The sequence below is a fragment of the Micromonospora sp. CPCC 205561 genome, from assembly GCF_036906775.1.
In the GTDB taxonomy this organism is placed as follows: domain Bacteria; phylum Actinomycetota; class Actinomycetes; order Mycobacteriales; family Micromonosporaceae; genus Micromonospora.
This window is the reverse complement of the sequence record NZ_JBAKHV010000024.1, coordinates 71,602-85,458: the sequence shown is the minus strand read 5'-3', so window position 1 is coordinate 85,458 and position 13,857 is coordinate 71,602. Positions and strand designations below refer to the sequence as shown.

Sequence of the window (13,857 nt, the reverse complement as noted above, 5' to 3'; positions counted from 1 at the left end):
GGCCTCGGACTTGACCGGCCCGGCCGGGCCGGCGCCGACCTGCCCGGTCTGGCCCCCACCGGCGGCCTGCGGGCCGTCCGGCCCGCGGAGCCCCAGCCGACCCCGGCCGGTGGCCGGCGCAGCCGACCCGAGCCCGTCTCGGGCACGACCCCGCCTCCGGCACCCCGACCGCTCGGCCCGCCGCCGGTCGCGCCGGCCCCCGTCACCCCGCCGCCGGTCGCACCGGCACCGACGGCGCCGGCCGCGGTGGCCGGTCCCCCGGTCTCCGCGCCCCCCTCCCGGCCCGGCGCGCTGCCGAGCCGGATCGACGGCCCCACCAACCGGCCGGTCTCCGCACCGCCGCCCCCGCCGCCGGGGATCACCCCCATCGCGCCGGCCCAGCGGGGCAGCCTGCCCCCGGCCGAGCAGGGAGAGCCGTTCCGCCCCACGCTGACCACGGCGGCGATCCAGAGCGCCCGCGCGGAGCGTCAGCGCACCGTGATCCCGCCGCGGCCCAAGACCAACGGCGAGTCGACCACGCCCACCGGCGGCTTCAGCGCCACCGACCTCAGCGTGCCGCTGCCCGCCCCGCGCCCCGGCCACGGTTCCTCCACCCAGGATTCCCGGGCGGAGGCGGCTCCCCCCGGCTCCCGGGCCAACTGGCCGCTGGTCAACAACCCCGAGGAGCCCGCCGACAGCTCCGCCCACGAGCCGGTCGTCGGCTCCTACGCCGACCGTGGCGGGCGCGGCGTCGACGCCCCGACCGATCCGGGCGGCGAGCGCCGGGTCACCCCGCCCTGGCTCGCCGACGACCTGCCCCAGGAACCGCCGGTGCTGCGCCTGGTGGAGCCGCCGCCACTGGCCGACCGCGCGCTGCGCGCCGGATCCGGCCCGGCGGCCGAGTCGCCGCCGGAGACGCCTCCGCTGCGGCTGGTCGACCGGGAGGCCGCCGGCCACGGCGGCCGGCCGGTCCCCCGCGACGAGCGGCCAGCGGCCGAGCATCGGCCGGTGCCCCCGGTGGAGCGCCGCCCGCCACCCGTCTCCGACGAGGGCGACGGCGACCTGCTGATCTTCGCCCAGGCCAAGTCGGCCTGGTTCGTGGGGCACGACGACGAGTCCTCCGACCTGGAGTGGTCGAGCACGGCCGACACCGGCTGGCAGGCGGCCGAGCAGGCCGCCCGCCCGGCCGTGGGTGCCGAGACCTCGGCCGGGCTGCCCAAGCGGGTCCCCCAGGCCAATCTGGTCCCGGGCTCACCCCTGCGGGACGAGCGGCCACTGCGGATCGTCCGCGACGCGGCGAGCCTTGCCGAGAACACCACCGGCTACTTCCGCGGCTGGCGCCGGGGACAGGAGATCGGTGGGTTCGCGGTCGGCGGTCGCCCCGGCCGCGAGGCCGCCGGCGGCTGGGACTTCAGCCGCGACACCGGCGACCGCGACGACGACCGGGAATACGAGTACCGCTCCGCCGGCTACCGCTCCTGACCGTCAAACCGCCTCCCACCTGCGTGTTCCTGCCCACACCCGGATAATTTGACGCCGGGTCGCGGTGGCCGGGAGCATACCGGCGGAACAGCCGGCGGCAGGGGCCGCCGGGTGGGAAGGCGACTCATGGCGACATCGGCAACCGGCCCCTCCGCGCTCACCCGTCGCGGCCTGCTGGCCGCGACGGCGGGCACGCTCCTGCTCGGCGCCTGCGGGCGCGGCGCGGCGGGCGAGAGCGATCCGGTCAGGACGGTCTCGCCGGGCGGTGCGGAACTGCTGATCGGGGTCAGCCTGGAACTGACCGGTCCCGGGGCGGCGCTCGGCGTGCTCCAGCAGCGGGCGCTGGAGATCACCCTCGAATCGCTCAACGCCAAGGGTGTGCCGATCGGCAACCGCCGCCGCGCCGTACGGCTCGAGGTGCGGGACAACGCCGGCGATCCCGCGCTGGCCGCCCGGCAGGCCACCGAGCTGGCCCACGACGCCGGCGTACACGCCCTGATCGGCGGCACCGTGGCCGAGACCTCGATGGCCCTGGTCGGGGTGGCGCAGAAGGAGCGGGTCCCGTACCTCTCACTGGCCTTCGGCGACGGCATCGTGCTGCCGCTGGCGCAGCGGACGTACGTGTTCAAGATGACCCCGGACGCCGCAGACATGGCCCGGCGGCTCGCCCGGCTGATCGCCTCGCAGCGGCTCTCCCGGGTGGCGCTGCTCGCCGCGCACGGCCTGCACGGCGACTCGGGCGTACGGGCCATGACCGGGGCCCTGCGGACGGCCGGGGTGGCGCTGACGTCCGGCACCCGGCTGCCGCGCTCCGGCGGGGACCCGCGCCGGGCGGCCCGCACGGCGACGGCCGGCCGCCCCGACGGGGTGGTGGTGTGGGCGACGGCCCCCGACTCGGCCGCCGCCGTCGCGGCGCTGCGTCGGGCCGGCTACGACGGCCCGGTCTTCCTCGACGCCGGCGCGGTGGCCGAACAGGCCCTGGAGGGCGCGAACGCGGCCACGATGGAGGGCGTGTACGCCGTGCACCCGACGTCCCTGGGCGGTGCGATGCTCGCCAACACCACCATGTCGGCCCTGGACCGCAAGGAGTTCGTCTACCGCTACGTGCAGCTGCACGGCGGGTTCAGCGGCTTCGCCCCGTACGCGTCGGACGCGGTGCAGCTGGTCGCCGACGCGGCACGGCTCTCCACGAGCGTCGACCGTGGACGGATCCGGGCGTTCCTCCAGAACCAGGTCACCGAGGGGATGGCGGGGATGTACTCCTTCACCCCCATTCGGCACGGCGGCATGGACCAGGGCTCCCTCGGCGTCTACACCGTCAGCGCGGGCGCCTGGACCCGGGTCTCCTGACCGGTACGCCGCGCGGCGACGCCGCCCGGCCGGAGAGTGCGCCACGCCGTCCCGCCGGAGAGTGCGCGGCCACGCCGCTCGCCGGTCGGGCTTGGACCCGCGGTCGGGCACGGACCCGCCGGTCAGGCACGGCCCCTGCTCTGGACAGCGGCAAGCGCCCGACGGCGGCCGGGGCCGCCGTCGGGCGGGGTGGCGTCGGTCAGGCCGGCGCCACGGCGCGGGAGCGCCGCATGGTGAGCACGTACTCCACCAGCGAGATCAGCACGTGCTTCGTCGACTCCCGGTTGCGGGCGTCGCAGGCCACCACCGGCACGTCACCGGAGATCGCGAGCGCGTCCCGGACGTCCTGCGGGTCGTGGTACTGCATCCCGTCGAAGCAGTTGATGGCCACCAGGTACGGCAGCCGCCGGTGCTCGAAGAAGTCGATCGCCGCGAAGCAGTCGGCCAGCCGGCGGGTGTCCACCAGCACGACCGCGCCGATCGCGCCGCGGACCAGCTCGTCCCACATGAACCAGAACCGCGTCTGACCCGGCGTACCGAACAGGTACAGGATCAGGTCCCGGTCGATCGAGATGCGGCCGAAGTCCATCGCCACCGTGGTCGTCGTCTTGCCCGGCACCTGCCGGGTGTCGTCGACGCCCACGCCGGCGGAGGTCATGATGGCCTCGGTCGTCAGCGGCGTGATCTCCGATACCGAGCCGACCAGCGTCGTCTTGCCGACGCCGAAGCCACCGGCGATAACGATCTTCGCCGACGTCACGCGCCCACTCGGGGTCGGCGGGCGGTGCGACATGTCAGAGCCTGCGAAGTCCACTCAGCACCCTCTCCAGCAGTTCAGTGCCCACCGCGTCGTCCGAGTCGTCCAGGATGGTCGGCTCGTGGACCGCGACCAGGCCGTCCGTCGCCATGTCGGCGATGAGCACCCGGGCCACACCGAGCGGGAGCTGCATCCGCGCCGCGATCTCGGCGAGCGACTGCACACGTCCGTCACACAGCGCGGCGATGTACTGGTGCTCGCGGCCCTGGCCGCCGTTGCCGTTGGCAGCGGCGCGGCCGCGCACCGTCGTCTCGACGAGCGCCTCCAGCGCGATGTCGAGTCGGGGGCGGGTACGACCACGGGTCACGGCGTATGGACGGACCAACGCTCCGGTCGGCTCGTCACGATCGGCCATCTCGCCGCTCACCTCCTTCGCACCCGGCACCGGCTCCGGATGGAGCCCGTCGTTGTCGTCGTCGCCCCGCGTAGCTCACGGGTCAACAGGTCGTCAGCCCAGCATTCCCGCAGCCGCGCGCGGCTGCGGCGTCAACGCGTCGCCCACCCGGTCGACGAGCAGGGCCATCTCGTAGCCAACCTGTCCCACGTCGCAGCTGCGGGCCGCGAGGACCGCGAACGACGAGCCGTCCGAGATGGACATCAGGAACAGGAAGCCATTGTCCATCTCCACCACTGTCTGCAACACCGCGCCTCCCTCGAAGCAGCGGGCCGCGCCCTGGGTGAGGCTGACCAGACCGGACGCGATCGCGGCCAGCTGGTCGGCCCGGTCACGCGGGAGATCCCGTGACGACGCGAGGAGCAGCCCGTCCGCGGAGACGGCGACCGCGTGCGCGACACCGGGTACCCGGTCGGCGAAGTTGGCCAGCAGCCAACCGAGATCCTGCGTAGTTGTCATCCTTCTTGCTCCTTCTGCCTGCTCCCGGCCACCGGGCCTGAGCCAGACTGCGAGGATTGCTGCCCTCCCGGAGTCCCCTCCGGGTTGGTCGGGTTGCTGTCCGACGGGTTCGTCCGCCCCCGCTGGACGCCCCGGTGGTACGCCGAGAGCAGGCCCCGGACCCCCTCCGGCGTGCGTCGCTGCACCGAGGTGGTGGGCTTCTCCACCGCACCGGGAACCAACTGTGCCATGGGAGTGCGCTTGGGCAACCCCGTCGAGGTGGTCGCCGCGACGGGCACCTCGGTCGCCGCGGAGGCGGCGCGCCATCCGTCGTCGGCGGCGGTCTGCCAACCGCCGCCCTGCTGCGGTGAGGGCCGGCGGTGACCGAAGCTGTCGGCGACACCGGGACGGGCACCCCCGTTGACCGTCGATCCGTTCTCGCGGGGCGTTCCTCCGGTCGGCGGATTGTCTGCCATCGGTGCGTTACCTGTCGTCCCGGGTGTTGTCGGCTGCACGGCCCGGCCGCCGGTGTCGACCCGGGCGAACTGCTGGGTCGGTGCACCCTCGGTCGGGGTCTTCGCGGCGGGCGCCGCCTCCTCCGAACCCGGGCGGCGGGTACGGAACCAGGCCGACTCCAGCTCCCGGAAGATCGGCAGCTCCATGGTCTCGTCCGCGTACCGCTGCCGCTGGGCCTGCTGGGCGCCGGGCCGCGCCTGCGGGGCGGCCGGCGCGGGCGCCTGGGCCGCCGGGGGCCCCGAGCGCGACACCCGCGGGAGTTCGGTGGTCATGTCCAGCGCGGCGGCCAACCGCTCGGGCACCGGCGGGGTCGCGGCCTCCCGCTCCGCGCCGGCGACCGGCGGCCAGGCCGGCGGCGCCGGCGTGGCCGGGCCCGACGGGCCCGAGGCCTGACGCTGCGGCAGTCCGGTCTGCGGCGCCGGCGGGCCGGAGTAGGGCGCGGCCGAGACCGGCGAACCCGCGTAGGGCGCGGCCGAGACCGGCGGGCCCGAGTACGGGTACCCGGAGACCGGGTGGCCCGAGACCGGGGACGCCGAGACCGGCATGCCGGAGACCGGCGGGCTCGACACCGGCGGAGCGGAGTAGGGGCTCGGCGGGGTGGAGACCGGCGGACCCGCGTAGGGCACGGGCGGCGCGGAGACCGGCGGGACGGAGTACGGCCGGCCCTCGGGGCCGCCGGGCAGCTGCCTCGGAACGTCCTGCTGCTGGCCGGCGCCCTGGTCGTCGGCGGAGCGCCGCTGCGGCAGCGGGTCGGTCGACTGGCCGTTCGTGGCGTGCGGCCGGAACGCCTCTCCGCCGTTGAAGCCGCTGGCGCCGGTCAGGTCCGACCAGGCCGGCATGGACCGCGCCGCGCCGGCCGCGGCCGGCGTGCCCGCCCCGTTGCGCGACGCCGGGTCGAACGGCCGGCCGCCCAGGGTGACCTGGTTGCCGGACTCGCCGGGACGCTGCGTCGGCATCGGGCTGGCCGGGCCGTTGCCGAGCGCCGGCAACGCGCCGAAGGCCGGGGCCGGGCGGGACGACTGGGGGCCGGGGCCCGGCAGCGCGGGCAACGACTGGGAACGACCGGAGAGCCCTCGGGGCACGAGCACGGAGGTGGGCATGACCACCTCGGCGAGGGTCCCCCGGTCGTTGCCGGGACGCAGCTCGACCTTGACGCCGTGCCGGGACGCCAGCCGGGCGACCACGACCAGGCCCATCATCCGCGAGACGGCGACGTCCACCTGCGGCGGCGTGGCGAGCCGCTCGTTGAGGTCGGCGAGCTGCTCGGGGCTGATGCCGATGCCCCGGTCCTCCACGTAGAGCGACGCGCGGTCGCCCACCCGCCGGGCCTCCACCATGACCTGCGAGTCGGGCGGCGAGAACGCGGTGGCGTTGTCGAAGAGCTCGGCGACCAGGTGGACCAGGTCGTTGACGGCGTGCGCGGAGACCTCGATGTCCCGGTCGATCACCCCGAACTCGATGCGGGTGTAGTGCTCGACCTCGGACTGGGCGGCCCGGAGCACGTCGATCAGCGCGGCCGGTTCCCGCTGCACGCGGGTGGAGTCGGCGCCGGCGAGCACCAGGAGGTTCTCGTCGTTGCGGCGCATCCGGGTGGCGAGGTGGTCGAGCTGGAACAGCTCGGCCAGCCGGTCCGGGTCCTCCTCGCCGCGCTCCAGCCGGTCGAGATGACCGATCAGGCGGTCGACCAGGATCTGCGACCGGCGCGCCAGGTTGACGAACATCGTCGCGACGGAGGCGCGCAGTGCGGCCTGCTCGGCCGCGGTGCGGACGGCCTCCAGGTGGACCGCGTTGAACGCCTCGGTCACCTGGCCGAACTCGTCCCTGCTGCGCACCGGCAGGGGCTCGGCGATCTGGTTGGCCAGCTGCACCGGGGAGAGCTGGCCGGTGACCTTGGGGTCGCGCAGCCGCGCCACGGCCTGGGGCAGGCCGTACTGGGCGATGGAGAGGGCGCCCTGACGCAGGTCGCGCAGCGAGCGGGCCATCGAGCGGGCGACCAGGTAGGCGAAGAGGATCGCCAGCAGCAGCATGCTGAGCAGCAGGCCCGTCTCCAGGAAGACCTGGCGCTGCACGCCCGACCGCAGGTCCTCGGCGACCGCCACGACGTCCCGGTCGATCTTCGACTCGACGGTACGGATCAGCTTGGCGTTCGCCACCATGGCCGCGTCCCACTGGTCGGCGTCGAAGGGCGCGCCGTTGAGGGTGTCGGCGTTGGTGATGCCGTTGAGCCAGCTGTTGTAGGTGTTCGCCTCGCGCAGGTCGGGGCCGGCCACCACCTGGGCGTAGTACTCCTGCTCGGGCTGGCTCGCCACCACCTGGAAGCTCTGCAGCCACTGGCTGGAGCCGGTGCTGGTGGCGATGTACTCGTTGCGCAGGTTCGGGGTGAGCCGCTGCTGGATGAAGGCCCGGTGCACCACGTCCCGGCGGCGGGACAGGAACTCCTTGTTCCGGGCGGTGGCCGTCGCCGCGCGCATCTTGTCGCTCAGCTCGTTGTCGCCGGCGAGCTGGGTGGCCGAGTCGCGGATGCTGATCAGGTCGTCGATCAGGCCGTCGTACGCCTGCATCGCCGGGACGAGCCCGAGCTTGCCGTTGAAGACCTGACTGCGGGTGCCGGGCAGGTCGGTCAGCGTCTGGTCGACCTCGCCCAGCAGGGTGTCGAAGTTGCGCGGCAGGTCCTCGACCTCGGCCCGCTGCTGGGAGTACGGCGCCTTGGCCTTGTCGACCCGGGCGTTGGCCTGCTCGTACGCCTGCTTGTAGCGGGCGTTGTCCTGGTTGCGCGGCACGCCCAGCAGGCGCAGCGCGTTGGTCCGCTCGTCCTGGAGGGTGTCGACCAGGTCGCCCGAGTAGCCGACGAGGTTGGCGAGGTCGCCGGCCCGGTTGGCGTTGTTGAGGCTCTCCAGGTGGTCGACCAGACCGCTGGTGCCCACGACGACCGTGGCGATGGTCGGCACGATCATGATGAGACCGAGCTTGGACCAGATCGGCATGTCACGGAGCCGACCGGTCGGCCGGCGCAGACGCGACAGGAAGGACCCCGCCGCCTTTGGCCGTTTGCTCACGTCACCGCCCTAGTGATTCCTGGATCCGCGTTGCCCCTGGACAAGGCCCAGCAGCCGACCCGGCGGGTCGGACCATCCGAGATTCCATCACGCCACCCCTGAAAGAGAAAGCCCAGGTTGGCCGCAGCCGACGGTGTGATGAGATGTTGATGCAATTTGATCGCATTCCGTCTGGCCGGAGTTACTCAAGGTAATGAAGCACTCCCATCGCGTCGTCCTGCTCGCCGGCCCTTCCGGTTCCGGAAAGTCGTACATTGCGCAACGAACCGGTCTTCCGGTGCTCTGCCTGGACGACTTCTACAAGGACGGCGACGACCCTACGTTGCCGCGACAGAACGGCGTGGTGGACTGGGAGTCACCTCGCTCCTGGGACGCCGCGGCGGCCGTGGAAACGATTGCCCGACTGGCCAGTGAGGGCAAGGCCGATGTGCCGGTTTATGCGCTCGGTGAGGACCGACGGGTGGCCACCCGGCCATTCGAGGTCGCCGGTTCGCCACTTTTCGTGGCCGAAGGGATCTTCGCGGCCGAGATCGTGGAGGAGTGCCGGCGGCGCGGGGTGCTCGCCGGAGCGTACGCCCTGCGGCGTCCCCGGGGGGCGACCTTCGTCCGTCGGCTGGCCCGCGACCTGGCCGAACAGCGCAAGGCACCCCAGGTGTTGGTGCGCCGCGGCCTGGCGCTGCTACGCGCCGAGCCGGAGGTGTTGCGCAGGCAGACCGGGCTGGGCGCCGAGGCGGCCCGCGCGGGCGAGGTGCTGCGCCGGGTGGCCGGCCTGCTCGCCGGCCACCCGCACCGCTCCTGACGCCGGCCGTCGGGACGCGGCGGCCGGCCGCGCTCAGGCCAGCAGCTTGCCGTACGCGGGCTTGATGACCTCGTCGATGATCCTCAGTCGCTCGTCGAACGGGATGAAGGCGCTCTTCATCGCGTTGATGGTGAACCACTGGAGTTCCTTCCAGCCGTAGCCGAAGGCGTCCACCAGCAGGGCCATCTCCCGCGACATCGAGGTGCCGCTCATGAGCCGGTTGTCGGTGTTCACCGTCGCCCGGAAGCGCAGGTCCCGCAGCAGCCCGATCGGGTGCTCGGCGATCGAGGTGACGGCGCCGGTCTGCACGTTGGAGGAGGGGCAGAGCTCCAGCGGGATCCGCTTGTCCCGCACGTACGCGGCCAGCCGGCCGAGCACCGGCTCCGCGCCGGGCGTGATGTCGTCGACGATCCGCACCCCGTGACCGAGCCGGTCCGCCCCGCACCACTGGATCGCCTGCCAGATCGAGGGCAGGCCGAACGCCTCGCCGGCGTGGATGGTGAAGTGGAAGTTCTCCCGCTGGAGGTATTCGAAGGCGTCCAGGTGCCGGGTGGGCGGGAAGCCCGCCTCGGCGCCGGCGATGTCGAAGCCGACCACGCCCACGTCCCGGTGCCGGACGGCCAACTCGGCGATCTCCTGCGACCGCGCGGCGTGCCGCATCGCGGTGAGCAGGGTGCCGACCCGGATCGTCCGGCCCTCCTCGGCGGCGAGGGCGCTGCCCTCGGCGAAGCCGGCCAGCACCGCCTCGACCACCTCGTCCAGGCTGAGGTCCCGTTCCAGGTGCTGCTCGGGGGCGAAGCGCACCTCGGCGTAGACCACGCCGTCGGCGGCCAGGTCCTGGGCGCACTCCCGAGCCACCCGCCGCAGCGCCGACGAGGTCTGCATGACGGCGACGGTGTGCGCGAACGTCTCCAGGTAGCGCTCCAGCGAACCCGAGTCGGCCGCCTCGACGAACCACCGGCCGAGCGCCTCGGCGTCGGTGGTGGGCAGTGGGTGCCCCACCTCGGCGGCCAGCTCGACGATCGTCGCCGGCCGCAGGCCACCGTCGAGGTGATCGTGCAGCAGCGCCTTCGGGACCTTGACGATGTCCTCGTAACGGATTGTCGCGACCATGCCCAGACCCTAGTCGGCCGCGCCGGGCACGCCGACGGACCGGTACGGCGCGCCGCCCGGCGGGGGCGGCCGGGCGGCCGCCCCGCGACAGCCGGCGGCGCCGCCCCGGGTCACCGGGAAAGGCCCACCCGGGCCGGCGGTCAGGGGCGCCAGCCGTACACCCGGTCGACGGCGAGCCGGACCACCAGCCGGCCGTCGGCGACCATCGCCGCCCGGTAGTCGGCCCAGTCGGGGTGCTCGCCGCGGATCCGCCGGTAGACCTCGACCAGCTCCGCCACCGTGGCGTCGTCGTCCGCCGCCGCCCGCGGGGTGAGCGTGACCGTCCCCTCCGCGACCGCGTACGCCCCGCCGTCGGGCGTGCTGACGTGCAGGCTGGCCCGCGGGTCGCGGCGCAGGTTGCGCACCTTGGCCCGGTCGGCGGTGGTGGAGCAGCGGATCAGGCCGGGCTCGGCGAGGAAGTCGAGGTTGGACAGCTGCGGTCGCCCGTCGCGCCGCAGGGTGACCAGCACGCCCCGGCCGCGCTCCCCGAACAGCTCCCACAGCCGGGCGGTCACGCCGGCACCCGCAGCGGGGCGAGGGCGGCGGCCAGCCGGGCCACCTCGTCGAGCATCAGCTCGGCGGCGGCGTCGCGCGCCGGGTCCGGCAGCAGCTCCCCGGTGTCGTCGAGCGCCTGCCGCAGGAACACGGTCACCGCCTCGTTGGCCGGCATCATCTTCAGGGTGGTCACCACCTGCTTGATCATCTGGACGGCGCGCAGGCCGCCGGAGGTCATGCCGTAGCTGACGAAGCCGACCGGCTTGTACCGCCACTCCCTGTGGAGGTAGTCGATCGCGTTCTTCAGCGGAGCGCTGAAGCCGTAGTTGTACTCCGGCATGACGAAGACGAAGGCGTCCCCGGCGTCGATGGTGGCGCTCCAGTCCCGGGTGTGCCGGTGCAGGTAGTGCCCCTCGGAGGGGTGGTGCGGCTCGTCGTGGAAGGGCAGTCCCACCTCGGCGAGGTCGACGAGACGGACCTCGTCGAACGCGTCGTGCCGGTCGGCGATCCCGGTGAACCAGTCGCCGAGGCGGCGGCCCACGCGGCCGGGGCGGGTGCTGGCGACGATGACGGTCAGGCAGGGCATGGCGAGGTCGCTCCTGTGGTGGCGGGCCGGCTCGGGGCCGGCACGGTGAACTTCGGAATGAGGTGCTGTGCCAGCGGCCCGATGCTGACGGCGAAGAGGAGGGTGCCGGGCCCGACGGTGCCGCCGAGTGCCCAGCCCAGCCCCAGTACGCCGAGCTCGATGGCCGTGCGTACCCGCCCGATCGGCAGGCCGCGCGCGGCCAGCCCGGTCATCAGGCCGTCGCGCGGCCCGGGCCCGAGGCGGGCCCCGAGGTAGAGGGCCGTGGCGAGCCCGTTGAGCAGGATGCCGGCGACCAGCAGGCCGATCCGGCCGGCGACCGGGGCCACCGGCGGCAGGACGGCGAGCGCGGCGTCGGCGGCGAACCCGACCACGACCGCGTTCGCGAGGGTGCCGAACCCGGGGCGCTGCCGCAGCGGGATCCAGAGCAGCAGCACCCCGACGGCCACCAGGTTCACCACCTGGCCGAGGGGGAGCCCGGTCCGCTCGGCGATGCCCTGGTGCAGCACGTCCCAGGACGCGAGGCCCAGGTCGGCGCGGACCATCAGGGCCACGCTGAGGCCGAACAAGGCGAGGCCGGTCAGCAGCCGGGTCAGCCGGGCCGGCAATCTGGTTGACATGTCACTCACCATAGGAACGGGTTGATGACATGTCAACCAGAGGCCTAGAATGGTGGGCATGGGAGAGGCACGTTGGCTCGACGAGCGGGAGCAGAGCGCCTGGCGGGGCTACCGGCGGATGCGCCGGCTGCTCGACCTGGAGCTGGCCCGCGAGCTGATGCGTGACGCGGGGCTCTCGGAACCCGACTACGACGTCCTCTCCGACCTCTCCGAGACGCCCGACCAGCGGCTGCGGCTCAGCGAGCTGGCCGACCGGATGCTCTGGTCGCGCAGCCGGCTCTCCCACCACCTGACCCGGATGCAACAGCGCGGCCTGGTCGTCCGCGAGGAGTGCGCGACGGACGGGCGGGGATCGGTCGTCGCGCTCACCCCCGAGGGCCGGCGCGCGATCGAGAGGGCCGCCCCCGGGCACGTGGCGGCCGTCCGCCGGCACCTCGTCGACCTGCTCACCCCCGACGAGGTCGCCGCGCTCGACGCGCTGACCCACCGGGTGGTCGACCACCTGACCGGTCATCGAGAATGAGCCGGTGGACCCCGAGCGCGAGCACGACGACGACCACCGCCGGGCAGCCGCGGCGCCGACCGGTCCGGGCGCCTGACGTGGAACCCCGCGTCGTCGACCGGCTCCGCTGCCCGGTCTGCGCCCAGCCGCTGACCGAAACCGCCGCCGGTGTCGCCCGCGTGCTTCGCTGCCCGCGCCGGCACAGCTTCGACGTGGCCCGGCACGGCTACGTCAACCTGCTCGCCGGCCGCGCCCCGCACGCCGGGGACACCGCCGAGATGGTCGCCGCCCGCGCCGACTTCCTGGCCGCCGGCCACTACGACCTGATCTCGACCGCCCTCGCCGCCGCCGCGGCGCAGGCCGTGCGGCACCTGGCCGGGGCGGGCGCCGACGGGGCGTACCCCCTGGTGGTGGACGCCGGCGCGGGGACGGGCCGGCACCTCGCGGCGGTGCTGGCGGCGCTGCCGGACGCCGCGGGTCTCGCCCTGGACGTGTCGAAGCCGGCGCTGCGCCGGGCCGCCCGGGCGCACCCGCGCGCGGCGGCGGCGCTCGCCGACACCTGGCAGCGGCTGCCCCTGGCCGACGCCGGCACGGCCGTGCTGCTGAACGTCTTCGCGCCGCGCAACGGCGCCGAGTTCCGCCGGGTCCTCGACCCGGCCGGGTCCCTGCTGGTGGTGACGCCGGCCGAGGACCACCTCACCGAGCTGGTCGACGCCCTCGGCCTGCTGCGGGTCGACCCGGCCAAGGCGGACCGGGTCGCCGAGAGCCTCGGCGGGCACTTCACCCCGGCGGCGTCCACGGTGCACCGCCGGGAGCTGACGCTGACCGGCCCGGAGGTCGTGACGCTGGTCGGGATGGGCCCCAGCGCCTGGCACACCGACGCCACCGGACTGGCCGCCCGGGTGGCCGCCCTCGCCGAGCCGGTCCGGGTGACCCTCGCGGTGCGGCTGACCGTCTGGCGCCCGACGGCGCCCTGACCGGCCGGGTCAGGTGGAGAGGTCCACCTCTTCCCAGCCGGGGGGCTCGTCGTGGTACGGCCCGCGCAGGATCACCGCCCACTCCAGGGCCCACCGGCGCTGGCCGATAGCGTTCGCGTCCACCAGGCCCGGCGGCGTACGACCGGCCCGTTCCGTCTCCAGGTACGCCCAGTCCAGGCAGTAGTGCAGGTCCAGCAGGGCGGCCGCGTCGGCGGGGTGCTGCGGGGCGGCGAGGATCCGGGCGCGCCACTGGCCGAAGGTCTCCCCGCCCGGGATGTGCGGCATCCGCTCCACCAGCCGCTCGTCGACCGGCAGCGTCGGGTCGAGCTGCTTGGTCAGACCGAGCACCCAGGCCAGTGCGAACAGCGCGTCGTGGTGCAGCACGAAGGAGCGGTGGTCGCCCTTGCCGCCGGTCACGAACTGGAACTCCGGCGGCGTGACCATCTCGACCAGGTGCGAGGCGAGCAGCCAGCTCATCGCCGCCTGCGGCGGCATACCGAAGCAGCGGGCCAGGATCAGGTGCAGCACCGCGATGCGGGCCTCGATCTCGACCGTGGGACGGAGTTCGATCTGGTCGCCGGGCTCCCACACGAGCGGGAACTGGGCTGGCGGCAGCGGGAGACGCAGCCGGGACAGCTCGTCCAGGCTCGCCTCACGCACCTCGCGTGGGTCGGGGGCAGGTACGGTCACGGCGGAA

13 protein-coding genes and 1 pseudogene are annotated in these 13,857 nt (G+C 74.3%); 5 read left to right on the top strand and 9 right to left on the bottom strand.

Features of this window, described 5'->3' with window-relative positions; translation table 11 throughout:
• Both V6V16_RS15035 and V6V16_RS15030 read left to right on the top strand, forming a co-directional pair.
• Positions 1–1,461: pseudogene (locus V6V16_RS15035) on the top strand (transposase); the annotation flags it as partial.
• A 126-nt stretch (positions 1,462–1,587) separates the two neighbouring features.
• Entirely contained in the window at positions 1,588–2,811 is a 1,224-nt protein-coding gene (locus V6V16_RS15030; RefSeq protein WP_334562643.1) for an ABC transporter substrate-binding protein, read from the top strand.
• 199 nt (positions 2,812–3,010) lie between these two features.
• On the opposite strand, the gene V6V16_RS15025 is transcribed toward V6V16_RS15030, so the two are convergent.
• The 4 genes from V6V16_RS15025 to V6V16_RS15010 form a co-directional block, all read right to left on the bottom strand.
• Complete coding sequence (locus V6V16_RS15025) at positions 3,011–3,604, bottom strand: GTP-binding protein (protein WP_089002065.1); 594 nt, start codon at positions 3,602–3,604, stop codon at positions 3,011–3,013.
• 1 nt (position 3,605) lies between these two features.
• Positions 3,606–3,983, bottom strand: coding sequence for a DUF742 domain-containing protein (locus V6V16_RS15020; protein ID WP_030329021.1), 378 nt, complete (start codon positions 3,981–3,983; stop codon positions 3,606–3,608).
• Between the two features lie 93 nt (positions 3,984–4,076).
• On the bottom strand, positions 4,077–4,481 hold the full coding sequence (locus V6V16_RS15015) for a roadblock/LC7 domain-containing protein (RefSeq protein ID WP_067370442.1): 405 nt from the start codon (positions 4,479–4,481) through the stop codon (positions 4,077–4,079).
• Positions 4,478–8,032: a sensor histidine kinase gene (locus V6V16_RS15010; protein ID WP_334562642.1), complete on the bottom strand. Its 3,555-nt coding sequence runs from the start codon at positions 8,030–8,032 to the stop codon at positions 4,478–4,480. The genes V6V16_RS15015 and V6V16_RS15010 overlap by 4 nt, the downstream gene beginning before the upstream one ends.
• A gap of 460 nt (positions 8,033–8,492) precedes the next feature.
• Here V6V16_RS15010 and V6V16_RS15005 point away from each other — a divergent pair, with 460 nt between their 5' ends.
• Positions 8,493–8,831, top strand: a complete 339-nt coding sequence (locus V6V16_RS15005) for a hypothetical protein (protein ID WP_334562641.1) — start codon at positions 8,493–8,495, stop codon at positions 8,829–8,831.
• 33 nt (positions 8,832–8,864) lie between these two features.
• Here V6V16_RS15005 and V6V16_RS15000 read toward each other — a convergent pair whose 3' ends face one another.
• The 4 genes from V6V16_RS15000 to yczE form a co-directional block, all read right to left on the bottom strand.
• Complete coding sequence (locus V6V16_RS15000; RefSeq protein ID WP_334562640.1) at positions 8,865–9,944, bottom strand: adenosine deaminase; 1,080 nt, start codon at positions 9,942–9,944, stop codon at positions 8,865–8,867.
• A gap of 140 nt (positions 9,945–10,084) precedes the next feature.
• Positions 10,085–10,498: a PPOX class F420-dependent oxidoreductase gene (locus tag V6V16_RS14995; protein WP_334562639.1), complete on the bottom strand. Its 414-nt coding sequence runs from the start codon at positions 10,496–10,498 to the stop codon at positions 10,085–10,087.
• Complete coding sequence (locus V6V16_RS14990; RefSeq protein ID WP_334562638.1) at positions 10,495–11,064, bottom strand: NADPH-dependent FMN reductase; 570 nt, start codon at positions 11,062–11,064, stop codon at positions 10,495–10,497. Before V6V16_RS14990 ends, V6V16_RS14995 begins: the two co-directional genes overlap by 4 nt.
• Positions 11,052–11,681: a membrane protein YczE gene (gene yczE / locus V6V16_RS14985; protein ID WP_334562637.1), complete on the bottom strand. Its 630-nt coding sequence runs from the start codon at positions 11,679–11,681 to the stop codon at positions 11,052–11,054. The genes V6V16_RS14990 and yczE overlap by 13 nt, the downstream gene beginning before the upstream one ends.
• A gap of 58 nt (positions 11,682–11,739) precedes the next feature.
• Here yczE and V6V16_RS14980 point away from each other — a divergent pair, with 58 nt between their 5' ends.
• Entirely contained in the window at positions 11,740–12,204 is a 465-nt protein-coding gene (locus V6V16_RS14980) for a MarR family winged helix-turn-helix transcriptional regulator (protein ID WP_334562636.1), read from the top strand.
• Positions 12,205–12,281: 77 nt separating this feature from the next.
• The gene (locus V6V16_RS14975; RefSeq protein WP_334562635.1) at positions 12,282–13,160 is read left to right on the top strand and encodes a putative RNA methyltransferase; all 879 of its coding nucleotides are present in this window, start codon (positions 12,282–12,284) and stop codon (positions 13,158–13,160) included.
• 9 nt (positions 13,161–13,169) lie between these two features.
• Here V6V16_RS14975 and V6V16_RS14970 read toward each other — a convergent pair whose 3' ends face one another.
• Positions 13,170–13,850, bottom strand: a complete 681-nt coding sequence (locus V6V16_RS14970; protein ID WP_334562633.1) for a DUF4272 domain-containing protein — start codon at positions 13,848–13,850, stop codon at positions 13,170–13,172.
• Between the last annotated feature and the right edge of the window lie 7 nt (positions 13,851–13,857).